This window comes from Streptomyces sp. NPDC001027, assembly GCF_040299045.1.
Classification (GTDB): Bacteria; Actinomycetota; Actinomycetes; order Streptomycetales; family Streptomycetaceae; genus Streptomyces.
In genome coordinates, this window is sequence record NZ_JBEPBI010000009.1 from 19,759 (window position 1) to 44,942 (window position 25,184).

General features: G+C 69.7%; 12 protein-coding genes and 3 pseudogenes. 9 read left to right on the forward strand and 6 right to left on the reverse strand.

The window, feature by feature from the left end; translation table 11 throughout:
- Window positions 1-12 precede the first annotated feature (12 nt).
- Complete coding sequence (locus tag ABT300_RS05050; RefSeq protein ID WP_351672344.1) at window positions 13-2,121, reverse strand: xanthine dehydrogenase family protein molybdopterin-binding subunit; 2,109 nt, start codon at window positions 2,119-2,121, stop codon at window positions 13-15.
- Between the two features lie 241 nt (window positions 2,122-2,362).
- Here ABT300_RS05050 and ABT300_RS05055 point away from each other — a divergent pair.
- Window positions 2,363-2,497 (forward strand): annotated as a pseudogene (locus ABT300_RS05055) (ABC transporter permease); the annotation flags it as partial.
- Window positions 2,498-2,586: 89 nt separating this feature from the next.
- Window positions 2,587-2,781, forward strand: a pseudogene (locus ABT300_RS05060) (ABC transporter ATP-binding protein); the annotation flags it as partial.
- Window positions 2,782-2,850: 69 nt separating this feature from the next.
- Here ABT300_RS05060 and ABT300_RS05065 read toward each other — a convergent pair.
- Complete coding sequence (locus tag ABT300_RS05065) at window positions 2,851-3,492, reverse strand: superoxide dismutase (RefSeq protein WP_351672255.1); 642 nt, start codon at window positions 3,490-3,492, stop codon at window positions 2,851-2,853.
- Window positions 3,493-3,686: 194 nt separating this feature from the next.
- Here ABT300_RS05065 and ABT300_RS05070 point away from each other — a divergent pair, with 194 nt between their 5' ends.
- Window positions 3,687-4,139: a Fur family transcriptional regulator gene (locus tag ABT300_RS05070; RefSeq protein WP_351672257.1), complete on the forward strand. Its 453-nt coding sequence runs from the start codon at window positions 3,687-3,689 to the stop codon at window positions 4,137-4,139.
- A gap of 154 nt (window positions 4,140-4,293) precedes the next feature.
- Here ABT300_RS05070 and nicT read toward each other — a convergent pair whose 3' ends face one another.
- Window positions 4,294-5,454, reverse strand: a complete 1,161-nt coding sequence (gene nicT / locus ABT300_RS05075) for a Nickel transporter NicT (RefSeq protein WP_502977881.1) — start codon at window positions 5,452-5,454, stop codon at window positions 4,294-4,296.
- A gap of 272 nt (window positions 5,455-5,726) precedes the next feature.
- Here nicT and tsaD point away from each other — a divergent pair, with 272 nt between their 5' ends.
- Complete coding sequence (gene tsaD, locus ABT300_RS05080) at window positions 5,727-6,782, forward strand: tRNA (adenosine(37)-N6)-threonylcarbamoyltransferase complex transferase subunit TsaD (RefSeq protein ID WP_351672346.1); 1,056 nt, start codon at window positions 5,727-5,729, stop codon at window positions 6,780-6,782.
- The gene (locus tag ABT300_RS05085) at window positions 6,782-7,351 is read left to right on the forward strand and encodes a GNAT family N-acetyltransferase (RefSeq protein ID WP_351672261.1); all 570 of its coding nucleotides are present in this window, start codon (window positions 6,782-6,784) and stop codon (window positions 7,349-7,351) included. Before tsaD ends, ABT300_RS05085 begins: the two co-directional genes overlap by 1 nt.
- A 323-nt stretch (window positions 7,352-7,674) precedes the next feature.
- Here ABT300_RS05085 and ABT300_RS05090 read toward each other — a convergent pair whose 3' ends face one another.
- The 3 genes from ABT300_RS05090 to ABT300_RS05100 form a co-directional block, all read right to left on the reverse strand.
- Window positions 7,675-9,534, reverse strand: a complete 1,860-nt coding sequence (locus ABT300_RS05090) for a glycosyl hydrolase family 65 domain-containing protein (RefSeq protein WP_351672263.1) — start codon at window positions 9,532-9,534, stop codon at window positions 7,675-7,677.
- 797 nt (window positions 9,535-10,331) lie between these two features.
- Window positions 10,332-11,261: a LysM peptidoglycan-binding domain-containing protein gene (locus ABT300_RS05095; RefSeq protein WP_351672265.1), complete on the reverse strand. Its 930-nt coding sequence runs from the start codon at window positions 11,259-11,261 to the stop codon at window positions 10,332-10,334.
- Window positions 11,262-11,284: 23 nt separating this feature from the next.
- Complete coding sequence (locus tag ABT300_RS05100; RefSeq protein WP_351672267.1) at window positions 11,285-16,189, reverse strand: LamG-like jellyroll fold domain-containing protein; 4,905 nt, start codon at window positions 16,187-16,189, stop codon at window positions 11,285-11,287.
- Window positions 16,190-16,498: 309 nt separating this feature from the next.
- Between ABT300_RS05100 and ABT300_RS05105 the strand changes: the two genes are divergently transcribed.
- The 4 genes and pseudogenes from ABT300_RS05105 to ABT300_RS05120 all read left to right on the forward strand — a co-directional run.
- Complete coding sequence (locus ABT300_RS05105) at window positions 16,499-22,966, forward strand: RHS repeat domain-containing protein (RefSeq protein WP_351672269.1); 6,468 nt, start codon at window positions 16,499-16,501, stop codon at window positions 22,964-22,966.
- Between the two features lie 129 nt (window positions 22,967-23,095).
- Window positions 23,096-23,749, forward strand: a complete 654-nt coding sequence (locus ABT300_RS05110; protein WP_351672271.1) for a hypothetical protein — start codon at window positions 23,096-23,098, stop codon at window positions 23,747-23,749.
- 425 nt (window positions 23,750-24,174) lie between these two features.
- Window positions 24,175-24,495, forward strand: coding sequence for a hypothetical protein (locus ABT300_RS05115; RefSeq protein ID WP_351672273.1), 321 nt, complete (start codon window positions 24,175-24,177; stop codon window positions 24,493-24,495).
- Window positions 24,496-24,523: 28 nt separating this feature from the next.
- Window positions 24,524-24,646: pseudogene (locus tag ABT300_RS05120) on the forward strand (thioredoxin-disulfide reductase); the annotation flags it as partial.
- Between the last annotated feature and the right edge of the window lie 538 nt (window positions 24,647-25,184).

Sequence of the window (25,184 nt, forward strand, 5' to 3'; positions counted from 1 at the left end):
TCTGAGGTCGGGTCAGAAGTCGAGCGGGAAGCGGCGGGGCCTGGAACCGGTCGCCCGGGCATAGGCGTTGGCGACGGCGCCCGCCGCGGCCGGGACGCCGAGTTCGCCCGCCCCGCCCGGCTCCCGCCGGGAGGGCATGATGTGCGCCTCGAAGCGCAACGGGGCGTGCCGCTGGCGGGCGTAGTGGAAGTCGGCGTAGCTGCTCTCGCGGACGGCGCCCCGGTCGATGTGCAGACCGGCCCGCAGGACGGTGGAGATGCCGTCGATCGCGGCGCCCATGAGCTGGGCCTCGAGGCCGCGCGGATTGACGGCCGTGCCGACGTCGGCCGCCATCACCACCTTGGTCACCCGGGGGTTCTTCGGGTCGGTGGCGTCGATCTCGACCAGGCAGGCCACGCAGGAGCCGTACTCCTCGTGGACGGCGACGCCCTGCGCCTGGCCGGCGGGCAGGGTCCGGCCCCAGTCACCTGCGGCCGCGACCTTGTCGAGCACGGCTTTGACGGCCTTGTTCCTGAGTGTGGCGCGCCGGAAGGCGACCGGGTCCTTGCCGAGGCTCCTCGCGACCTCGTCGACGATGATCTCTTCCGCGGTCCGCATCGTCCCCGAGTCCACCGACCGCCAGGCGCCGAGGGGTATCGCCAGTCCCACCGATCCCGAATCCCCGGACACACGGCCGAAGTTGTACAGCCCGCTGTCGCTGGGCAGCGGGCCGGAAGCAGGGGTGAGCGCCTGCGTCCCGCCGTCGCCGACGTGTCCCTGAGCGGAAAGGCCCCGCCCTGGGTGCGACTCGCTCACCGAGGCCATCGCGTGGGCGAACGCCACCACCCGGCCCTGTATGCGGCTGGCCCGGATCCGGTGGTGGCTGGCCGGGCGCATCCGGCCGTGCCGGATGTCGTCGGCGCGGCTCCACATCAGCTTGACCGGCCGGCCCGCCGCCTTCGAGATGAGGGCCGCCTCGATCGCGGCGTCGTGGTTCAGCCGCCGGCCGAAGGAGCCGCCGCCTCGGACGACATGGACCTTCACCTTCGCAGCGGGCAGCCCGACCGCCGAGGCGATGCTCTCGCGCGCGTCCATCGGCGTCTGCGAGGAGAACCAGATCTCGGCGTGACCGGCACGCACGTCCGCCACCGCCGTCAGCACCTCCATGGGGGCGTGGCTGACGAAGGCGAACTCGAACTCGCCCTCCGTCTGCACCGATCCGCGCGGCGGGTTGCCGAGTCGCGGGACGGCGGCGCGCAGCCGCGAGCGGATCGCGGCGTCGGAGAGCGACACGAGCGGACCCGGCGCCCAGGTGATCCGCAGGGCGTCCCTCGCCTGGAAGGCGTGGTGGAAGGACTCCGCCACCACGGCGACCCCGCCGGCGATCCTGACGACGGCATGGACGCCCGGCATCGCGCGTGCGGCCCGGGAGTCGACCGAGAGGAGCTTCCCGCCCAGCGTCGGCGGCCGGGCCACCACGGTCGGCTTGGCTCCGGCCACCGCCAGGTCCCCGGCGTACTCGGCCTTGCCGGTGACGATGTCCCGGGCGTCGATCCGGGTCGTCGGCCGCCCGATCAGCCGGTGCCGGGAGGCGGGCTTGGGTTTGCTCGACACGGACGGCCGGGTGATCCGGGCGGCGCTCGCGGTCAGTGAACCGAAGGTGGCCGAACGCCCGTCCGGCGCGACCACCTTCGTGTCGCGGGTGCGCAGTGAGCGCGCGGGGAGGTTCCAGCGCCGGGCCGCCGCGGTCACCAGCTTGGCCCGCGCCAGGGCGGCCAGCTCACGGGCCGGACCGTACAGCGACCTCACCGAGCTCGAACCGCCCGTGAACTGGTTGCCCTTGGCGCGGGCGTCGGCGAGCGGGATGTCGACGTCGGCGAGCCGGGCGTCCAGCTCCTCGGCGATCATCATGGCCACCGCGGTGGTGACGCCCTGCCCGACCTCGACGCGCGGCAGCCGTACGACGACCCTGTTGGCTTCGGTGACTTCGAGGACCAGCATCTCCTCGTCGGCGCCGGTCACCAGGACGCCGGACGGCCGGCGCGACGCGGTCGCGGCGGGCTCGACGCCTTCCGCCGGCCCCGCGTCACAGCCGAGCGGCGCGGCGACGGTCAGCGTGGATGCCGCGAGCGAGTAGACCACGAACTTCCTGCGGGACCACTGACGGGCCAAGGAACGCTCCTCTCCGAGTATCCCGGCGGTTCGACTGGTATGAGGGAGCATCGCCCTCCGGGGTTGCCTGCGGAAGCCGGACCGCGTTCCCCGGGGTGTGGACTGCTGCGGGACCTCGCCGGGTAGCCCTTGTCGCAAGTTATTCGCAAGGGCGGTTCATGCGCAGCAAGGGTGTGAGGCACTGATGACGACCCGCCGAACACGAGGTGCCGCCATCACGGCGGTCGTGCTGACCGGGCTCGCCGCCCTGACGGCCCTGGCCACCGCCGCCGTGCTGGTCGGCAACCTGCTCGCGGACCTGTTCTACGGTCTGTTCGATCCAAGGGTGAAGTTCAGTGACATGTGACGCGCCGGAATCCCCGGCACCTCCCGTTCCTTCCCCGCCCGTCTGGCGGTCGTACGGCACGCGACGGCGCTCCACCCGGACCGTGCGAGGTCGAGGACTACCGCCGCACCACCGGCGCCGGCCTGCTCGCCGTCGGCCACGACCGGGCACTCCTGCACCGCTGGTGCGACCGCACGGTCGACTGGGGCACGCCGGCCGACCAGGGTCCTCACACGGCAGAAGGGCTCCCGCGAGTCATGTCCTCGCGGGAGCCCTCTGTTGTGCCGCCTGCAAGTGAAGGTTGAGAAGACGATCACGAGCAGGACGTCTGTTGCGACGCGGACGCGGCTACGGCGTCACGGCGTCGCCTGTCTTCAGGGCGCGAGCAGCAGGCTGTCGCCGCGCTCCTTGGCGGCGGCGTAACGCCGGGCCACGTCCTGCCAGTTGACGACCGCCCACATCGCGTCGATGAAGTCGACCTTCTGGTTCTTGTACTGGAGGTAGAAGGCGTGCTCCCAGGCGTCGAAGACCAGGATCGGCGTCGAGCCCTGGCCGACGTTGCCCTGGTGGTCGTAGACCTGCTCGACGATCAGCCGGCCGCTGAGCGGCTCGTAGGCGAGGACGCCCCAACCGGAACCCTGCGTCGTCGCGGACGCCTTGGTCAGCTGTGCCTTGAAGCCGGCGAACGAGCCGAAGGACTCGGTGATCGCGTCGGCCAGGTCGCCGACGCCGTCCGCCGCGAGGGGCTCACCGCCGCCGTCACCGGTCATGTTGTGCCAGTAGATGCTGTGCAGGATGTGGCCGGAGAGGTGGAAGGCCAGGTTCTTCTCCAGGCCGTTGATCGAGCCCCACTGCTCCTTGTCCCGGGCCTCCGCCAGCTGCTCCAGGGTGTCGTTCGCGCCCTTGACGTACGCCGCGTGGTGCTTGTCGTGGTGCAGTTCGACGATCTGCGGGTTGATGACCGGTTCGAGCGCCGCGTAGTCGTACGGAAGCTCCGGGAGCGTGTAAACCGCCATGTCCAACGTCCTCCGACGTTATTGCGAGTGGTATGCAGCTGAACGCTAACAGCAAGAGCGACATCTTGCCGATCAGGCATTGGACCTAGGACTTCGGACGTGTCGCGACGGGGCGCGAACTCGGCCGTCCGGGAACCTTCTCCTGTTGCAATACGTTCGCAACAGCCTGCAGGACTCAGGGGAGAGGCAACACCGTGAGCGGGAAACCACAGTTGGCGCACCACGACCAGACGGCACAGCCGGACGCGCGCGCACTCCTGCGTCGGCACGGACTGCGCTGCACCCCGGGCCGACTGCACGTCCTGTCCCTGCTGTCCACGTCCGAGCTCCACCTCTCCATCGCGGAAGCATGCGATCGACTCACCCGGGCCGGCGGCCACGTCCACCCCACGACGGTCTACCGCACGCTGGAGGTCCTGACGGCGAACGGCCTGACCCACGCGGCGCGCGGACCCCGCGCGACGCGCTACGGCATCACCGGCGCACCCCATCACCACGCGGTGTGCCAGCGGTGCGGGCACGTCGCGGCCCTGGCGAGTGCTCACCTGACCGAAGCCGTGGGGAGGATCGAGGAGTTGACAGGGCTGCGGCCCGACGCCTCGGGATCACTGCTCGTCTACGGCCGGTGCGCCGACTGCGGTGAATGAGAGGCGAGCGAGTGCGGGGCGCCGCCCATGGAACGGACGCTGTCAGGCTTACGGCGCCCCGCACTATTGCAATGTATAGGTTATTGCGAACATGTTGCAATAGTGGCCTCGAGGTCCCGGTCGGCCGGGTCCGGGACGCGGCCCGCAGCCGGTTCTATTCGACGGCGCCCTGGTCGGCGGAGGCCGGCCGGGCCAGGCCCGCCGTCCACTTCTCCTCGATCCGGCCGACCTTCCACACCAGCAGGGCGACGGCCCAGGTGGCGAAGAACAGGACGACGATGACGTAGCCGATGATGTTGAGGTCGAGGCCGGACACCCAGTCCCAGAAGGCGCCGTGCAGACCCGCCTTCTCGGCGACCAACCCCAACAGCTCGACCGTGCCGATGATGAGCGCGACGGCCACCGACAGGCCGGTGATGGTCAGGTTGTAGTAAACCTTGCGGACCGGCTTCGAGAACGCCCAGCCGTAGGCGAAGTTCATGAACGAGCCGTCGATGGTGTCGAGCAGCGACATGCCCGCGGCGAACAGGATCGGCAGGCACAGGATCGCGTACCAGGGCAGGCCGGAGGCCGCGCCCGAACCGGCCAGGACGAGGAGCGCGATCTCCGTGGCCGTGTCGAAGCCGAGGCCGAAGAGGACGCCCAGCGGGTACATCTGCCAGGGCTTGGTGATCGACTTCATCAGCCGGCCGAGGAGGCGGTTCATGAAGCCCCGCTTGTTGAGCTGCTCCTCCAGGGCGGCCTCGTCGAAGCGGCCCGAGCGCATCTCGCGGAAGACCTTCCAGATCCCGGCCATGATCACCAGGTTGACGATCGCGATGACGCAGAGGAACGTCCCGGAGACGGTGGTGCCGATCCAGCCGGTGATGCTGTGCAGCGTGGAGTCGTCGTTCTCGACCGGGCCCGCCAGCGTCTTGACGCCCAGGGAGAGCAGGAAGGCGAGCGCGAAGACGATGGTGGAGTGGCCGAGGGAGAACCAGAAGCCGACCGACAGCGGGCGCTGCCCCTCGTTCATCAGTTTTCGGGTGGTGTTGTCGATCGCCGCGATGTGGTCGGCGTCGAAGGCGTGCCGCATGCCGAGCGTGTAGGCGGTGACGCCGATGCCGATGCCGAAGGTCTTGGCGCCCAGGCTGTAGTGCTCGGGCGCGACGACCACCACGAGGATGAACCACCCGACGACGTGCAGCGCGAGGATGAACGCGGCCATCCCGCCGAGGCTCGCCCACTCCTTGCGGGTCATCGACGTGCGGATGCGATGCCATCTCGATTGATTGTTTTCAGCCACACCCTCCAGCTTGCTGCAATAAGTTTGCAGGTAATATCCATACGCAGCAAAACTCGGGTCAGCATTCGGTCGGCATCTTCAAAAGTGGGCAGGTGGGGTCGCTCGCCGATCCGGTCGACGACCCCCTGGGCTCGGACGCCGCCCGCACCCCGTCGAGCGTCCGCGGCCCGCGCGCCACGATCACGGACATCCCGGCCGCACGCTTCGAGCCGGCGGCCTGCGCCTCTCTGCTCGGGTTCACATCCCGGCCGCCTTATTGCACACTGCTTGCAATAACTTATGCAGGGCGGGAAGGGTGGGCGATGGGTTCTCCGATCGTGCTCGGCATCGAGTCGTCGTGCGACGAGACCGGTGCGGGGCTGGTACGGGACGGGCGACTGCTGGGCCATGCGGTGGCGTCGAGCATGGACGAGCACGCGCGTTTCGGCGGGGTGGTGCCCGAGATCGCCTCCCGGGCACACCTGCACGCGCTGCGCCCGGTGATCGGGGAGGCGCTGGAGGGGGCCGGTCTGCGGCTGTCCGACATCGGGGCGGTCGCCGTCACCACCGGGCCGGGCCTGTCCGGCGCGCTGCAGGTGGGCCTGGCCGGGGCCAAGGGGATCGCCTACGCCCTGGGAGTGCCGCTGTACGGCGTCCACCATCTCGCCGGGCATGTCGCCGCCGACACGCTCGAACACGGCCCGCTGCCCGACCCCTGCATGGTGCTGATCGTCTCCGGCGGGCACACCTCGCTCCTCCTCGTCCGCGACCTGGCCCGCGATCCGATCGTCCACCTGGGCGACACCCTCGACGACGCCGCCGGAGAGTGCTTCGACAAGGTCGCACGGGTCTTCGGGCTGCCGTATCCGGGCGGCCCTGCCATCGACCGGGCAGCGCGCGTGGGGGATCCGCGCGCTGTCCCCTTCCCCCGTCCGCTGCCGGGGTCGTACGACTTCTCCTTCTCGGGGTTGAAGACGGCCGCCGCCCGGTGGGCCGAGGGGCACGCGGGCGACGGCCGGGAACTGCCGGTGGCCGACGGTGCGGCCTCGCTCCAGGAGGCGGTCGCCGACGTGCTGACCCGCAAGGCGGTGGCGGCCTGCAAGGAGTACGGCGTGGGAACGCTGGTCGTGGTCGGCGGGGTCGCCGCGAACTCCCGGGTCCGGTCCCTGGCCGAGGAACGATGCCGGGCCGCCGGCATCGAACTGCGCGTGCCGCCGCTGAAGCTGTGCACGGACAACGGCGCGATGATCGCCGCCGTCGGCGACCTCCTCGTACGCGCCGACGCCGAACCCGCACCGCTGGACGTGTCGATCGACCCGTCGGCACCGCTGGAGCGCGCGTCCTTGCACCCGGTCTCGGCAGAGGCGGTCGCTGCCTGATGAGCGCCATCCGTATCTTCAGGGGCCCCGAACTGCGCGCGTACTCCGACGACTTGCGCTCCGTCTACGTCGAGGCGTTCTGTGCACCGCCGTGGAACGAGGACGAGGAGAAGGCGACCGGATTCGTGGGCCGACTGGCGAACGACGTCCGCCGCCCCGGCTTCACCGCCGCACTCGCCTTCGCGGGTTCGGACGTCGTCGGCTTCGCCACGGCCTGGACGACCTGCGCCCCCTTCCCCACCGACCGCTGCTACCCCCAGGCCGCGGCCGGCCTCGGCCCCGACCACACCATGGACTGGCTGGTCGGGGCCCGCGAGATCGACGAACTCGCGGTCCGTCCCGCCGCCCACGGCACGGGGCTGGCCGGTGACCTGCTGGAGGCGGTCACGGCGGACGCCCCAGACGACCGCTCGTGGCTGCTGACCTCCGTCCGGTCGACCCGGGCCATGTCCTTCTACCGCCGCCAGGGCTGGACTCAGGCCACCCACCCCTCCCCCGACGGCAAGGGCATCGTCGTCTTCCTCGGGCCCCGCCACCCGGCCCGCGCACTCGCCCCTCAGCCGCTGTAGTCAACGGCGCTCCGGCAGCAGGACAGCCCGGAACCCCTACGCCACAGACGTCATCGTGGCGAACACCACGACGTTGGCCTTCGCCGTGATGTCGCTGCGGTAGTAGATCACCGAGGTGTCGGCGATGAACGGGACCCCGTAGCAGGTCACTCGCGGCGCGGACGCCGTGGTCGGACACCGGGCCCTCAGCATCCCCGACGGCCGGAGAGCGGGGATGCTACCGGCCGAGGGGGACGGTTCTGGTCGGCCCGCGCTGCCCTGACGTACAGACCGGGCCGGCGGCTACGGCGACTGCCCGTCGGTTGGATGCGCGCTCGCCATGTTCACGAATCGCATTGCGTGGCGTCGCCCGCCGGATGCCTGGTGGGCACGTTCAGCAGTGTGCCGGACCTGACCTCGCGCACGTCACCGCTGCCGACGCGCACCGGGAGTGACGTGCCGGAGCGCAGGGTCAACTTGGTGGTCTGCTGGCCGAGCGTCACGTCGAAGGTGCGTCCGTGCCACTTCACCCCGGTGATGTTCACCCCCGGCAGCTGCGGCGGCAGGAACGGGTCGATGGTGATCGCGTCGGTTCCCCAGCGCATGCCCGTGAACCCGTACAGGAACTCCTGCAGGTAGCCGCCCTGGCCGGTGGTGAAGTTGAACGCACCGCCGTTGCGGGTCTCGTACCACTGGTTGAACGGTGCGGCTTGGTACGGCTCCGCGCTGTTGCGGAGGTAGTCGTAGACCTGGCAGCCCGGCGATCCGAGGGCCGCGCCGTTGATGGCGGCGATGGCGTCCGTCATGGACGGGCCGCCCGGATCGGTGCGCTCCTTGTAGTGGTCGAGGTCGTTCTGGGCCAGGCTGGGCGACATCGGCACAGCCCAGGGGTACTGCAGCAGGGTGACGTCGGCCTGCTTGACGGTCCGCCCGTCGTAGCCGTCGAACTCGGGGTGGATGTTGTTCTTGGTGTCGACCGGGATCTTCAGGCCGTCGGCGACCTTCTTCCACGCCGGGTCGGCGGTCCGGCCCACGAGTTGGGCGGCGCGGATCGCGATGCGCAGTGACTCCTGCGCTCCGGCTTTGGTGGTCGCGCTGTTGTCGACCGGGTAGTTGTACTCGTCCGGCCCCATGGCGTCGTTGATGTCGTAGCCGCCGGAGGAGTCGGGTACGGCGCGGGTGGCCCAGTAGTCGGCGATGCCCTTCAGCACCGGCCATGCCTTGTCCCGCAGCCACGCCTTGTCGCCGCTCGCCTGGTAGTACTGCCACTGCGCAAGGGCGATGTCGGAGTTGATGTGGATCTCGTACGTGCCCCAGGGGTCGGGGGCGGTCTCCTTGCCGGTCAGCGCGCTCTCCCAGGCGAACTTGGCGCCCTTGATCGGCTGGCTGGGAGTGGACAGTTTGGCGGCGTTCGCCTCGGCCGCGGACAGCAGCTTCTGCCGGTAGGTGTTCGCCCCGTTGGCGATGTCGGGGTACTGGGCGAGCAGCGCCGGGTACATCCAGGTCTCCATGTCCCAGAACACGTGACCGCTGTAGCCGTCCGAGGACAGACCTCCCGGGCTGGTGCTCCAGGTGACACCGGGTCGCATGCTGGCGAGCAGGTAGAACATGGACGCGTGGATCTGGGCGGTCATGGCGGTGTCACCGGGGATCGAGATGCTCGACTGCCACAGCCGTGACCATTCCTTGTCGTTGCGGGCGAGCAGCTGCTGGTAGCCGGTCTTGACGGCGCGGGCCGCGGTGCTCGCTGCGGCCTGCTGCGGGGTCGCGGCCTTGAGCGGTCGGTCGGTGTCGACGCTGGAAGCGATGCCCACGTACTTGGTGATCCGGTACGCCTGACCGGCGCGGACCGGGAACACGGCGCTCTGTGCGGCGCTGCCGTCGGGTACGTCCATCGACTTGGTCGGCACGGCCTTGTCGTTGACGCGCAGTACCGAGTTGAGCCCGGCGATGGCGAGTTTTCCGTCGGTGACGACGGTCTGTGAGAGGGCCGCGTTCTTGCCGTCCACGTGCGGGTCGGTGGTGGAGGCGCGGTGCAGGCCCCGGCCGTCGAACTCGTCCACGACGGTGGCCGTTCCGTTCCAGTGCGGGACGGCGCGCACGGTCACCGTCCCCAGATGGCCCTCCGCGCGGTTGGCGTTGACCTCGTAGGCGAAGCTGGTCGTGTCGCCCGCGGGCGAGGTCCAGTCGAACGACGTGCTCAACACAGGCCGCTGGGCCTGATCCGTGGCCTCGGAGTCCTGGCGGGCGGCTACCTCTGCGCCCGCCTCCAACCGTTCCCAGCCGAAACCGCGCCATCACAGCGGGAGTGACGGCGGCCCCGCGGTCGAGTGGCTCACCGAAACGCCTGGGCCGTTTCAGTTCGGGCAGTTTCCGTCCACGCACACCAGCCCCCACGGCCTGGTGCCGACGCGATCCGGCTCCTCGAAGATGCGGTCGAACCCGGTCAGCAGTCCCGCCCGGAGCCATCTCGGACGGCAAACAGCGGGCCTTCGGACGGTGGCCGGCGGACCTCATGGAAACCCCGCGTCCCGCGTCCCCACAATCATGAAAGTGAGGTCGAGGAGATGGTGCCGACTCGTCGACTCAAGCTCCGCTCGTTAGCATTTCCACAGGTCAGGGCGACATTCTGCTCTGCAAGAGAGCCCGAGCCTCACCACGCCCCGAAGTCGTGGGCAGCGGATTCAGTCCATTTAGGCAAAGTTGACGACCCGACAGGATCGTGCCGAAGGCATGGAGGACGATCGCGCCAGCTCAAGGACGGCCTTCGAACTCGCCCGCGGCGGATTCTCATTCCCCCGCGCAGAGGCTCCGGCCCTCTGCATCGGGCCGGAGCCTGTGTGACCGTTGCGGCAGGACCGGCTGGACGGCGACCAAGCGGCGCTCCCTTGACATGCCACGGCAGGGGTTGGCGATCGCAGCACCAGTTGGCGGTCATGACGGCCCACGGTTCGGCGAACCGACCAAGGCTCGGGACCACCGCCAACTGACGCTGCGCTCGTTAATGAATGGCGATCACCGGGTGCTGGGCCGGGTTGATCCAGCGGATGATCTCGGTCATCACCGAAGCGGGCAGGGCGACGCATCCTGCCGTGGGTCCGGCTTGTGGTCCCAGGTCGTGGAGGAAGATTCCGGCGCCGCGTCCGGGGACCGCCGGGGCGGTGTTGAAGTTGATGACGAGGGCGTTGTGGTACTGGGTGGGGTAATTGACGAGGTCTTCGCTGCCGTGCTCCCCCGCTTCGGTGAGCGGGAAGCCGCCCTGTTCCGAAGTGCGCATCTGGTTGTAGTAGGTCGAGGAGGGGTCCTCGACCCACCAGTCGTCCTGTGCCACCTGCTGGTAGGGCATCTGCGTCCCGGGATTCGCCCCGACACCGAATCCCTGGGTGATGGTGAAGGCGCCGGTCGGCGTGGTGTCCGTACCCTGCTTGCGTGTGGCCCCGTCAGTCACTCCGTTCGCCCCGACCCGGGCCTTGGTCGTGGAGTAGACCTGGTGCCAGGTGGTTCCGCTCTTCTGCCACGCGATGACGGTGGCGTAGGAGCCATGGGCCTGGACGGTGATGATCTGGGTCGCCCTGCCCGCCGTGACCGGCACGGGGAAGGGTGATGTCGTCGGTGCGCCCGCGACGGCGGGGAGAACCAGTCGCTCGCCCGGGTGGATGACGTACGGGCTGGTCAGGTGGTTGGCGCGGGCGATCGCCTGCCAGCCGCCGGGCACGTGGTGGGTTTGCGCGATGCCCGAGAGGGTGTCGCCCGCCTTCACGGTGTACGTCGTCGTGGTGGCGGCGACCGCGGTCGTCGTGGCGGCCTGCGCCGGGGCGGCGGCGAGGACGCCGCCCACGGCGGTGGCGGCGAGGGCCGAGGAGGCCATCGCGGTGCGCAGGCGTGGGGGCCGGGGTCTGGCGTGCCGTCCTGAGCCGGTGATGAAGGACATCGGTTTCCTGTTTTCCCTTGTCGTCACGGGATCTGCTGGTGAAGGGCGGTGACCTGGTTGGCGGTCAGCGCGTAGTTCCACGCCTGGACGTCGCTGATGGAGCCGGGGAAGAAGTCGCTGTTGGCCCCGTTGTACTTCGAGCGCCCGACGGAGAACGCGCCCGTGGCGCCCCACGACGTCACGTTGGCCGCGGTCCCGGTGAGGGTGCCATTGACGTATAGCTGGGCCGTCTTGGTGGACGCGTTGTAGACGCCGACAAGGTGGGTCCAGGTGTTCGCGGTGGCCCCGGAGGCGTAGGCGTTGGTGAAGGAAGGGCTGGTCGTGTCGGCGTTGGTGAAGGTGAGGGCCCAGCCGGGGCTGCCCTTGAGGGCGTGGTTGTACTGGAGGTAGAAGGGGCTGGCCTGGTTGCCGTCCTGTCCTGCGACGGTCGCGTTGCTGCTCGGCAGCGAAATGGGCTTGACCCAGGCGGAGACCGAGTAGCCGGCAGTGGTGTCGAGCACCTGGGCGCTGCTCGCGGCGTAGCCGCTGCTGCCGTCGAGGGAGAGGACGGTGCCCCGGGTGGCGTCGGTGGCCCAGGTCGTGCCGCCGGTCAGGGTGAGCGGGTTGTTGCCGAGGTTCGGGTTGGCGCCTGCCGCGTTGAGGGTGTTGAGGGTGTCGGTCGCGGCGGTGTCGGTGGCCACCGGCATGCCGTCGCCGTCGTCCAGGTTCCAGGTGTCGACGGGGGAGAGCAGGGCCGTGGTGAGCGCGCCGAAGGCGGGGTTGGACAGGTTGACGTGGTCGCCGCTGTCGGCTGCCGCCGCCAGCTTTTCCTCGCCGGTGGTCGCGTCCGTCACGGCGACGGCCGCGTCCAGGTCGGCGAAGTAGACGGCCGGGGTGGCCCAGGGGTTGCCCAGGTTCATGCCCCCGAGGAAGGCATTGACGTCCGTCCGGTTGCTGTCCGTGGTGCTGGTGCAGGGGTCGTTCGGCGTGGCGCCGTCGCCGGTGAAGCCCTCGCAAGGCGTCAGCGAGGTGAGCACCACGTTGATGCCCCAGCCCTGGAGCTGCTGCACGAGCGCCGTGTAGCCGTTGGCGTCCAGGTCGTCGCTGGTGGCCCCGGCCAGCAGGTCTTCGAGTCCGACGTCCACGATGACCGTGGAGATGCCGGGCTGGTCGAGGATGTCGCGGTCGAGGCGGGAGAGCACCGAAGGCCCGCCGATGCCACCGCCGTTGTAGGTCTCCGGGTTGTCGGTCATGAGCTGGTTGGATTCGATGCCCTCGGCGATGACGCCCTGGGGGGTGGGCGTCGAGGGCTCGGCGGCGGTCAGCTCGTCGGCCACCCGGTACCCGTTGGAGTTGGGCAGTGTGGTGCCAGGCTGGAACGGATCGACCAGGTGGTCGCCCAGCACGGCCTCGGTGGGCATGCTCGCCGACTGCACGTCCAGGTCGGTGACCAGGTCGGTGAAGTTGCCGTAGGCCGCGGCGTTGGTGGTGAACGGCGTGGCGCTGGTGCTCGTGGTCAGGTCGCCGGTGCCGCCGGCGGTGATGTACTCGTAGGAGCCGCCCGCGTAGGAGTGCTGCACCAGGTAGGGGACGGCGTTGCTGAGTTGGTAGGAGACCAGCAGGTATTGGTTCGCGGTGACGGTGAACGCCAGCGGGTCGCTGTAGACCATGCCGCCGACGGGGACGGTGACCGACTGGCTTCCGCCGAACTTGAGTGTCGTCGGGGTGCCGGCCGGGACCGAGCCGATCACGCTCGGGGTGGAGCTGAGGGCGATGGTGGCGTGGCCGATGGAGAGCTTGCTGGTGCCGAGCGCGTTGTCGAGTTTGACGCGGGTGGTGCCGCCGGATACCGAAGGCTTCAGGGCCAGGCGGATGGTCTGGTTGGAGAAGGTGCCGCCGCCCGGCAGCCCGTAGCTGCCCTCGGTGGCGCTGGACCAGGCGCCGGTCCAGGACTGCCCGGCCGGAGCGGCGGCGTAGCTCCCGTTCGCCTCGGCGGTGCCCGCGGTGGTGTTGCGGGTGCCCAGGGCGAAGACGTGCAGGGTCGACTCGCTCGGTCCGGCCGCGCCGGTCAGGTCGGGCAGGGTGACCGAGGCGATGGTGCGGGTCGGGTCGACCGGCACCGAGAAGGCGTAGAGCTGGCGGTTGGCCGTGCTCTGGGTGGTGCCGTTGGCGTGCGGGAAGACCGCGGCGGCGATGGAGCTGTCGGTGTTGGACCAGTCGGGCACGGTCAGCGTGTAGCTGACGCTGGTGCCGTCGGTGAAGGTGATCTGGCCGCTGGCCGGGCAGAAGGCGTCGGCGTTCTCGCCGGAGAAGCAGTAGGTTGCGCTGACCCGGGTGCCGGCCGGCACGTAGGGGGCGGTGGTGTCACCGGCGATGGCGCCGGGGGAGGCCAGGTTGGTGTAGGTGGAGGAGGTCAGGAAGACCAGCGCGCTGCCCTGGCCGGAGTAGCCGACGGTCTGGTTGGCCGCCAGCAGGTTGTCTTTCTGGCCGGAGCCGAAGGCGGGAAGGGTCATGGTGGCGCCGTCGGCGGTCACCTTGCCGCCGCTGGTCCAGCCGGCGTTGGTCCAGTCGGTGGCGGAGAAGCTGTGTCCGTTGCCGTCGAAGTTGGCCGCGGTCATGTTGCTGTCGGCGCTGATGCCCACGTTGTTGAAGCAGGCGGCAAGGCTGGCACAGGTGGTGTTGGCGTGCCCGGCGGCCAGGAACGGGTAGGCGGAGGTGCCGGAGACGTCGCCGGCACCGTCCACGGAGTAGGCGTAAAGGGTGTGCGGGCCGGGCGAGGGCGGGGCGACGGTGGCCGTCGCCTTGTTGCCGCTCGCGGTCACGGTCTCGCTCGCCGGCGGGTTGCTGGTCGGCGGCGGCACGTCGAGGTGGTAGACGAACTTGGTCGCGGTGGTGCCGGAGCCGTTGATGTCGAACTTGCCCGAGGTGCCGGCGGCCGCGCCGACGGCGGCGTCGGTGACGTCCGTGTTCGGGAAGAGGTTGCTCTCGGAGGCGAGTGTCGGCTCGTCAGGAGCGGTGGGCTGGGCGGTGAAGTGGCAGGTGGGTGACTGGGTGTAGGTGGTGGTCGCCATGCCGTCGGTGACCGTGACGTCCCAGTCGACGGTCTTGCCGGCGGTCAGCGTGGATACGAAGGACGCCGGGAGCGAGGCCGTGGCGTAGGTGTTGCTGGAGAGGTTGTCGCCGCTCTTGAGCGTGTACTTGGTGGTGGTGCCGTCGACCCAGTACTGGAAGGTGGCCTGAAGCTTGTCGCCGTTCGGGTCCTTCACCTTGGCGCGCAGCACCGGCGGGGTGGAGGCGATGGTCTTGCCCATGTACGGGTAGGGCGAGGTGGTGTCGCAGGCCGCGTCGGCGGCTCCGGACACGGCTGCCATGGTGGCGGCGGTGGGCGCGCTGGGCGGATTGTCGTAGAAGATCTGCAGCGTCGGATTGTGCGAGAAGCGTTTGAACCCGAGGTCGTTGCGGCTGGACTCCATGGAGTCCTCGCTCAGCGTCGCGGTGAAGCTGCCGGCATGGCCGCTGGCCGCGGTCTTGATCGGGCTCAGCACGTTGAAGCCGTTGGTCGTGCTGCCGTTGCCCGGGCAGTAGGTGGGGTTGTACGCCGGGCCGAAGCTCGCCGAGGTCGAGTAGCTGTTGTAGCCGGGGCGGTTGCTCCAGTCCGTGCCGGAGCCGATGCCCTTGGACCAGTGCAGGTTGACCGTCGCGGTGGTGGAGCAGGAGGCCGAGTAGACGTCGGTCGCGTCGACTTCGGCGCTGTTGATGACGGCGCCGAAGATGGTCTTGGACAGGGTCCACTGGTAGACGGCGTGCTCGTCGCCGGTGTTGCAGGAGCCTTCGGGCCAGCCGTTGTAGCCGACGCCGAGGTAGCCGTTGTCGGCCGACGAGCCGGTCTTGTTGTAGAAGGAGGTGCCCGGGCAGCCCTGCTTGACCTCGTCGAAGGCCGGGTTGGCGTAGTCGACCGGGTGCCAGTTGACCGACGGGTCGACGAAGACGGGGAAGACGGTCGAGGCGCGGCTGAGCATCGCCCGGTCGGGGACGAGCGTCAGCGCACCGGCGCCGACGTGGGCCCCGACCCGGCCGACGTGTGCGGCCAGACCCGGGTGCGCGGCGTCGGAGGCGTCTGCCGCCACCTTGGCCCCCGGGGGCTGCCCGCCGGCGGGCAGGGTCCGGTTGGAGTCCCACTGCAGAGGTGTGGGCGCGTCCGCCAGAACCGATCCGCGCGCGTCGGTGACGGCGAGGCCCCCGTCGGCGGCGGTGGCCAGGCGTCCGCCGCCCACCCGGGCACCCAGGCGGAGCGAGGCCAGCGCGGGGTTGTGTGCCGCCGCGGCGTCGTGGACGACGAGGGTCTCGCTCGGGCCGCCTGCCGCCGTGGCGGAGACCTGCAGGTCCACGCCGGGAAGCACGGCAGGGTAGGTCGCGGTGGAGCCCGAGACGTGAGGGGCCGGCAGGGCGGTGGGCCAGGTGAGGGTGAGCGAGGTGGAGCCGGAGCGGGTGACCGCGAGGGGGGCGGTGCCGCCGTCGGAGAAGGCCACGGTGCCGTAGGCGGTGGCCTTCGGAGCCCAACGGCCGTCGGCCCGGTGGACGAGCGTCAGGTCCACCGGCACCCAGCGGCCGCTCTGCCGGGTGCGCACCGGCAGCGGGGTGGAGACCGAGCGGAATCCGCCGCCCGGCTCCGCCTCCACCTGCACGGTCGGGCTGGTCAGGGAGGACACCGGCACCGGCTTGCCGGTGGCGTGCGCCTGCGTGGCGGCGGCCCGCATGGCGTCGGCGTCGGCGGCGGTGGGTCCGAAGCCGTTCGGCAGGACCGGCGAACTACCGGACTTTGCAGGGGACTTGGCGACCGGGGCGCTTCTGCCGGTGACCTGGAGACTCGCAGCCGGCTGCGCCGCGGCCGTCGGCGCCCAGGCCAGTCCGGCGGCGCTGACCACCAGCACGGCGGCGGCCGCCACCATCGCTCTCGGTCTGCCGTTCCGCGCGCGTGCGCGAGGTGTGTGCATCGGATTCCTGTCTCTCGAGCTCGATCGAAGGTCCGACCCGGAGCGAAAGTAAGTGGTGGTCCGGGACCCCGTAAAGATCAACCGCGCAGGTGAGAGCCGTGCGTGTCCGTGTCAAGAATCAGGCAAGAGGTTCTCGTTCGCCCGTGCGTGTCAACTCAGCTGGCCCGTAGCCTCCGTTGCGTCTTGAAGATCGACTTCATCGCCATGCGAAGGAGCAAGTCCTTGCCAAGGACGACAGGTTCGCGCGTCCGTGCAGGCAGACGCGTGACGCACCAGGGCCGCCTGATACGCGGACTGACCGCACTGGCGGCGGTGATCTCCGTGATCGTGGGCGCCACCGGTGCGGGCGAACCGGCCCGCAGTCGCCAACAACCCGGGTTCACCCAGGTCAAGCCGGTCCCGGTGACCGCCGTACGCTCCCACTACGGCCCCGTCCGGCACCTGGCCAACTTGCCTTCACCCAAGGTGACATGGCCCAGCGGCACCGCCTCCTTCGCCGCCATCGCGACGAACGGAGCGGCCCCGAAGACCGCGGGCCGCACCGCCCCGCGGATCCCCGCGGCCTCCGGCGCCCGGCTCCGGGCGGGGAGCCTCCCGGTCTGGCTCGCCCCCTCCTCCGGCCTCGTACTCGGCCACGCCACGGCGCGCGTTCTGCCACGGGGAACCGGACAGTCGGCCGGAGTCGACGGAGTGCTGCTCCAGCTGTCCGGGCTGCCCGGCGGCAGCCGCGGCAAGGTCCGAGTCGGCCTGGACTACCGGGACTTCACCGCCGCGTTCGGCGGCGACTGGGGCTCGCGTCTGCGCCTCGTGCAGCTGCCCGCATGCGCCCTGACCACGCCGCGACTCGCCTCCTGCCGCACCCAGACACCCGTGGCTGCTGCCAACAACACGACGGAGCAGACCCTTTCGGCCCCGCTCGCCCTCGCTGCGGACAGCGTGGTCCTGGCGGCCACGGCCGCGCCGAGCGGAGGCGGCGGGGATTTCGCGGCCACCTCGCTCAAGCCCTCCGGCTCCTGGCAGGCCGGCGGCAGCACCGACGCGTTCACCTGGTCCTACCCGATCACCGGGCCAAGCGTCCCCGGCGGGCTGACGCCCAACCTCTCCCTGGGCTACGACTCGCAGAGCGTGGACGGCATGACCTCGTCCACCAACAACCAGGCCTCGGTCGTCGGCGACGGCTTCTCTCTGCCGAGCAACTACATCGAGCGCTCCTACGCCTCCTGCCACGACAACCCCACCGGTACCACCAAGACCTGGGACAACTGCTGGTCCGCCGACAACCAGCTCACCCTCTCGCTCAACGGCACCACCACCACCCTGATCAAGGACGACACCACAGGGACCTACCGCGCCCAGGGCGACTCCGACGAGCGCGTCGAACGGCTGACCGGCGCGACCAACGGCGCCCAGAGCGGCGAATACTTCCGGGTGACCACGTCGAACGGCACCCAGTACACGTTCGGCCTGAACAGACTGCCGGGGTGGACGTCGGGGAACGCGACCACCGACTCGGTGCTGACTGAGCCCGTCTACGCCACCGCGTCGGGCCAGCCCTGCTACAACGCCACCTGGGCCAACTCCTGGTGCCAGCAGGGCTACCGCTGGATGCTCGACTACGTCAAGGACACCCACGGCGACGTGATGTCCTACTTCTACACGCCCACCACCGCCTACTACGCGCGCAACCTCGGCAAGACCGCCGACACCTCCTATGTGCGCGACGCGGTGCTCGCGAAGATCCAGTACGGCCAGCGCGACGGCTCGGTGTACTCCACCAGCCCCGCCGCCCAGGTCGCCTTCACCTACAACGGCCGCTGCAACACCTCCGCCACCGGGTGCGCCACCTCCACGCTGACCAGTTCCACCGCGTCCCACTGGCCGGATGTGCCGTTCGACCTGAACTGCGCCAGCGGCGCGTCCTGTTCGTCCAACTCCCCGACGTTCTGGACCGAGAACGAGCTGACGGGCATTCAGACCCAGGCGCTGATCGGCTCCACCGAGACGAACGTCGACTCCTGGACGTTCACCTACTCCTTCCCCGCCACCGGAGACGCGACCACGCCCTCGCTGTGGCTGAACTCCGTGACCCGCACCGGCCAGGACACCTCCGCCGGCGGCTCCACGTCGGCCCTCGCCATGCCCCGGGTGACCTTCTCCGGTACGCCGCTGTCGAACCGGGTGAACCTGACCGACGGCTACCCGCCGATCACCCGCTACCGGCTCAACACCATCACCACCGAGTCGGGCGGCGTCATCAGCGTCGGCTACTCGGCCCCTGCCTGCGGCGGGGGCGCCCCGAGCGACGCCGGCCAGAACACCTCCCTGTGCTACCCCGGCTACTGGACCCCCACCGGGCAGACCAGCCCCATGCTGGACTGGTTCAACAAGTACATCGTCACCACCGTCACCCAGCAGGATCCGACCGGCGGCGGCGTCAACGACGCCATCGTCACCCGCTACATCCCGGTGGGCGCTCCCGCCTGGCACCACGACGACAACCCGCTGACCCCCACCGCCCAGCGCACCTGGGACCAGTGGCGCGGCTACGGCGGCATGAAGGTCACCACGGGCACCGCGCCCGACCCGGCCACCGAGACCGACTACACCTACTTCCGCGGCATGGACGGGGACACCCAGTCCGGCGGCGGGACACGCTCGGCGACCGTCACCGACTCCCGCGGCGACCCGCCGGTGACCGACGCCGCCCAGTACGCGGGCCTGACCTACGAGGCGATCCTCTACAACGGCCTGAACAGCGGAAAGGTCGTCAGCGACACGATCACCGCGCCCTGGAGCAGCGGTGCCACCGCCGTCCACGCCCTGTCCGGCGGGCTGCCCGCGCAGAAGGCGTTCCTGACCGGTCAGAGTTCGGTCGAGGTCTACACGCCGCTGGCGTCCGGGACCACCCGGGAGACCGAGACCGACTACTCCCACGACTCCCACGGCCGGGTCACCAAGGCCGACGACAAGGGAGACGTCTCCACCGCGAGCGACGACCTGTGCACCACGGCGAGCTACGCGGACAACACCTCCGCCTGGATCTTCGACCTCGTGGACGAGACGAAGACGGTGTCCGTCAACTGCTCGGCCAGCCCGTCGCTCCCGGCCGACGCCGTCAGTGACAAGCGGGTCCTCTACGACGGCTCCAGCACCCTGGGCGCCGCGCCCACGGTCGGCGACCCGACCTCCACCCAGCAGGTCACCTCGTACACCGGCTCCGCCCCGGTCTACTCGACCATGTCGTCGCTCACCACGGACGTCTACGGCCGAACGCTGACCAGCACCGACGCCGACCAGCGAACCACCACGACTACCTACACCCCGACCACCGGCGCCGCACCCACCGCTGTCGTCTCCACCGACCCGCTGCAGCAGACGCTCAGCCAGACCTACGACCCGCTGCGCGGGCTGATGCTGACGCAGACCACCGCAGCCGGTTACGTCACCAAGGCGCAGTACGACGCGCTGGGGCGGATCACCGCCGTGTTCCGGCCCGGGATCACCGCCGCCACAAACAAGTACGGCTACACGCTCGCCGCCGACAAGCCGAGCTCCGTCATCACGCAGACCCTGAACGACGACGGCAGCTACCGCAGCAGCGAACTGCTGATGGACGCGCTGCTCCGGCCCCGCGAGACGCAGATCTCCACCGTCGACGGCGGCCGGGACGTCACCGACACCGTCTACGACACCAACGGATGGGTGGCCAAGACCACCGCCCCCTACTATGCGGGCGGTGCCCCCAGCGCAACGCTGGTACAGGCCCAAGACGGTGACATCCCGTCGGAAACGGGCTTCACCTACGACGGCGCCGGACGCAAGACGGTGGCCACCGCCTACGCGCTGGGCAGCGCCACCTGGAACACCACCACCGACTTCGGCGGCAACTTCACCACCACGATCCCCCCGAAGGGCGGCGTGGCCGAGACCACGGTCACCGACGCCCGGGGACACCAGACCGACCTGTACCAGTACCACACCGGCGCCGCGGCCGACCCGGTCCACGACGCTGCCTCGGACTACTCCGACACGCACTACACGTACTACCCGGACGGCCACCAGGCCAGCCAGATCGACCCGGCCGGCAACACCTGGACCTGGAACTACAATCTCCTGGGCGACCAGGTCGCGGCCACCGACCCCGACTCCGGCGGTTCCTCAGCGACCTACGACAACGCCGGCCAGTTGCTGACCACAACCGACGCCCGGGGCGACCAGGCCAGCTACAGCTACGACAAGGACGGCCGCAGGACGGCGGCCTACGACACCACCGGCAACGCCACCCCGTCCACCGCCAACCAGGTCGCGTCCTGGACGTACGACACGCTGAAGAAGGGGTACCTCACCTCTTCGACCTCCTACCAGCTCGGCACCGGCAGCGCCTCGGTCACCAACGCGGTGCTCGCCTACACCAATATGGGTGAGGTCGCCGCCTCGAAGACCACGCTGGCCAACCTGCCGAGCAACCTGGCGCCGCTGGCGCCGTCCGCCGGCTACACCGAGTCCTACACGTACAAGACCACCGGAACTCTGTCGAGCCGGCAGGACCCGGCAAGCGGCGGACTGCCCGTGGAAACCGTCAACTACGGCTACGACCAGTACGGTCAGGCCACCAGTCTCGCCAGCACGGGCACCACCGACTGGACCTACGTCTCCGCCATCGGCTACGACGAGTACGGCGAGCCGCTCCAGTACTCCATGGGCCCGACCACCAACTGGGTCGATCTGACCCTGAAGTACGATCCGCAGACCGGCCAGCCCACCGACGCCAAGACCACCGACTCCACCAGCGGCACGGTCGTCGATGACACCGGCTACACCTGGGGCAACTCGGCTGTCTCCAAGGGCGCCGGGCTGCTCACCTCGACCACCGACAGCCAAAGCGGCGGCTCGGTCGTCGACACCCAGTGCTACGGCTACGACTGGGCGGCCCGCCTGACCGCGGCCTGGACCGCCACCGACAACTGCGCCGCCACGCCCGACACCGGCAGCAGCGCCACCGTCGGCGGCGTCAACCCCTACTGGCAGACCTGGACCTACGCCGCCGACGGCCAGCGCCAGACGCAGACCGACCACGACACCCCCGGCAACAGCGCCAACGACACCACCACGACTTACCACTACCCGACCGCCGGTTCCAAGACCGACCAGCCCCACACGCTCGGCAGCACCACCGCCACCGGCCCGGCGGCCAGCGCGAACACAGCGTCCTACCACTACGACGCCTCCGGCAACACCACCTCCATCCAGGGCGGAGCACTGGGTGACCAGACCCTGACCTGGAACCACCAGAACCGGCTGGACACCGACACCACGTCGGCCGGCACCACCAGCTACCTCTACGGCCTCGACGGCGGCCTGGTGCTGCGCACCGACCCGACCCAGGCCACGCTCTACCTCGGCGACGAGGAACTGGTGGAGAACACCTCCACCAAGGCAGTGACGGGCACCCGCTACTACTCCGTCAACGGCACCACCGTGGCCGTCCGCTCCAGCAGCGGGAACATCCAGTATTTGATCCCCAACCGGCAGGGCACCGACTACCTCTCCGTCGACTACCAGACCCAGGCGGTGACACGGCGTCAGTACCTGCCCTTCGGCGGCGTTCGCGGCGCGGCCCCGGCCTCCTGGCTCGGCGACAAGGGCTACGTCGGCGGCACCACCGACACCGCCACCAGCCTGGTCAACCTCGGTCTGCGCGAGTACGACCCTCAGACCGGCCGCTTCATCAGCCGCGACCCGCAACTGGAGGCCACCGACCCCTCGCAGCTGACGGGCTACGACTACGCCGCCAACAATCCAGTGACCGGCAGCGACCCGACCGGCCAGAGCTGGTTCAGCTCCCTCTCCAACGCGGTCTCCAGCTTCGCCGACACCGCCCAGCAGGTCATCGACCGGACCAACGCCCCCATGGCCGCACTCGGCGTGGGACAACTGCTGCTCGGCGGAGCCGCGGACGGCCTGGGCGGCGCGCTCATGGCGACGGGCATCGGGGCGCTCGGACCGGGCGAGGCGCTGATCCTCGCGGGCTCCGCGCTCGCCGTGTCCGGCAGCGCCACGGTGGCCGGTGCGGTCGCCGCGCCCAACATCGCCTTCGCCGTCCAGAACGGTGATGGCGGCGGGGGCGACGACGACGGGGGTGGGTCGGACGGCTCGTCCGCCGAGGATTCGAGTCGGGACGCGGATGCGCAGTCCCTCGTCGACGAGCACAAGCACGGCGGGAGGACTGAGCAGCTCACCCTGGACAACGCCTACCGCTCGCTGGACGGTGCTCCGGAGGGGACCCGGGCCCGGGTGATGCCCAAGGAGAACAGGATCGAGAACGACGAGGGCGGATCAGAGAACCCCGACCTTGAATACCTCGACCAGCAGGGTGACATCGTGGGCTACGGCGAGTGGAAGACCATCGGGAAGGCCAGCAAGACGTCGTTCACGAATCAGCTGAAGAAGGCCGTCAAGCAGCTGCGCTGGCGCCAGGACGCGATGGGCGGCACGGACGTCAACGAGATCTTCATCCAGGTCCCCGACCTCGCCGATCCTCTGGAGATCAAACAGTGGGTCCGCAGCTATCAGAAGGCCCGCAGGGGCGGCATCAGTTCGATCCGTGGGTACCACCTGCGGGTCTACAACGAAAGCGGCACCAATCTCGGCGACTTCGACCTGGGCAAGGACGCCGACGAGGGTCACGTCGAGGGACATACCTACTATTCACCGAATGGGTACACCTACTGAACCGTTCGGTGCCGCTGTCTGACCTCAAGCTGTGATCACTGGGACACGGGCGGATGCGTACGGTGACGGCGGGTCCGCCCCTGTCCCTGTCCCCGAAAGGCACGTTTCTTGGCCTCAACGCTTTATCCAGTGCTCGAATCCTTTCCCGACGCCGCGAGTGCGCTGGCGCGGGCGCGGGCGATCATGCGTGATCTGGCCGACTGGTCCACCGCCCCCTGGCCCCAGCTGGAACCCATCAGCACGGCCGAGCAGTACGCGTACGCTCTTCGTTCCTTCGACACCGCCCGCATAGTCGCGGACCGGGATCCCGTCGTCGTCTTCCCCTTCCTGGACGAACTCGTGCGTTGTGATGCCATCGCGTTCGATGCGGAGCAGCCGAAGTCCTGGCTCACGGCGAACCTGCGGCTCAGCCCTGACCTGTCCGACCTCTGGCCGCTGCCCGAGGGTGTGATGCTCTCCCTGGACACGACCCCGCCCTTCGGCACCACCCAGAGCGAGGCCGAGGACGACGCTACCGAGCAGGAACTGGACCGGATGGTCTCCGTGCTCGGGCCGCTGAGCCTGGACGTGAGCTGGGACTGTGGCTGGCGCGGCCTGGCGGAGTCCAAGGACTGCGGCATGCAACTCTGTCTGAACACTGTCTGGGCCGAAGAGACCTCCGAACTGTCCCTCGGTGAGTTCGGTGTCTGGATCCGACTCGGCGCCCGCGTCGCCTGGACACCCGAGGGCGAAGCTTGGCGCCGGGACTCAGGACTCTTGCTGGGCGAACCCCAGCAGGGCTAATGGCCCAGACACACCAGCCTCCTACGCCCCGGTGGAGGCGAAGCGTGCGAGCCACTCGTGCAGGGTGACGCCGAGGTGGGGCAGAACACGTGGGCGAACAAATGGAGGTCGGGCGGGCTGCCCGGCGGTCTTCCCCGGCGACCGGCAGGCAGGTGCCGGTCGGCAGCCAGCCCGCCTCGGTGAGCTCAGGGGTTCCCTCTGCGGGTCTACACGAAAGCGCCGACAGTCTGGACGACTTCGACCTCGGCAGCAACGCCGACCAAGGTCATGTCGAGGTACATACCTGCTGTTCGCTGTCTGACTTCAGGCTGTAATCCGGGATGGGGACGGATGCGTACCGTGAGGACGAGTCCGCCCCTGCCCCTGTCCGAAGGGCGCGTTCCTTGCCGTCAATGCTTTGCCGACCGCGCGAGTCCTTTCCCGACGTGCCGAGTGCGCTGGCGCGGGCGCGGGAGATCTCGCTCGAGCTGGCTGACTGCGTCTCCAAGGCCACACCCCGAATGGAGCCGTTCACCACGGCGGAGCAGTACGCGTACGCCCTCTCCGCTTTCGACACCGCCCGCATCTATGGGAATCAGGCAGAGCCCGGCGTCGGCCCCTGCTTGGACGAACTGCGGCGCCGCACCGTTGTCCCGTTCGACAACGAAGAGCCGGAAGGGCGTCGCGTCCGCCCGCCCGTCCCGCGACGAGATCAAGACCGCATCGAGGCCCTGATCGGCGAGATCGAGGCGAAGCAGGAGTCATGACGTCCGTGACGGACACCGGCATACGCGAGGATCTGGTCCCGCTGGATACACCGCTGCCCTCTACACAGCCCGCGCCGAGCTCAAGCTGCTCGTCTTCGGCGGCGCGATCTTCGTCGGTGACTCGCTGATCACGACCACCGAAGTCGAGAACTCCCGGCTACCTCGGCACCCGCCTCCAACCGTTCGCCCCCGAAACCGCGCTCCGGATCCTGCCGGGCACCCTCGCCACCGGCGTCGGCGCGCCATGCCTCTGCGGGACCGCATCACAGCGTGAGCGACGGCGGCCCCGCGGTCGAGCCACTCATCGGAACACCTGGGCCGTTTCAGTTCGGGCAGTTTCCGTCCGCGCGCACCAGCCCCTCACGGCCTGGTGCCAGTGCGATCAGGCTCCTCGAAGCTGTGGTCGAATCCGGTGGGCAGTCCCGGCCAGAGGCCTTCCGGACGCCGAACGAAGAGCCTGCGGACGGGGGCCGACTGACCCCATTGAAACCCCGCGTCCCCAACACGTCCCCACGATCATGAAAATGAGGTCGAGGAGATGTTGCCGGCTCGTCGGCTCAAGCTCCGCTCGTCAGCATTGCCACAGGTCAGCGCGATGTCGCCTCAGCGAGGGAGCGAGAGCCTCGCCCCGCTCCGAACCCGCGAGCAGCGGATTCAGTCCGTTCAGGCAAAGTTGACGAGCCGACAGG

Coding starts and splice junctions, on each gene's coding strand:
- ABT300_RS05065 (WP_351672255.1), bottom strand. CDS start 3,492: ATGGCGGTTTACACGCTCCCGGAGCTTCCGTACGACTACGCGGCGCTC.
- tsaD (WP_351672346.1), top strand. CDS start 5,727: ATGGGTTCTCCGATCGTGCTCGGCATCGAGTCGTCGTGCGACGAGACC.
- ABT300_RS05085 (WP_351672261.1), top strand. CDS start 6,782: ATGAGCGCCATCCGTATCTTCAGGGGCCCCGAACTGCGCGCGTACTCC.
- ABT300_RS05095 (WP_351672265.1), bottom strand. CDS start 11,261: ATGTCCTTCATCACCGGCTCAGGACGGCACGCCAGACCCCGGCCCCCA.
- ABT300_RS05100 (WP_351672267.1), bottom strand. CDS start 16,189: ATGGTGGCGGCCGCCGCCGTGCTGGTGGTCAGCGCCGCCGGACTGGCC.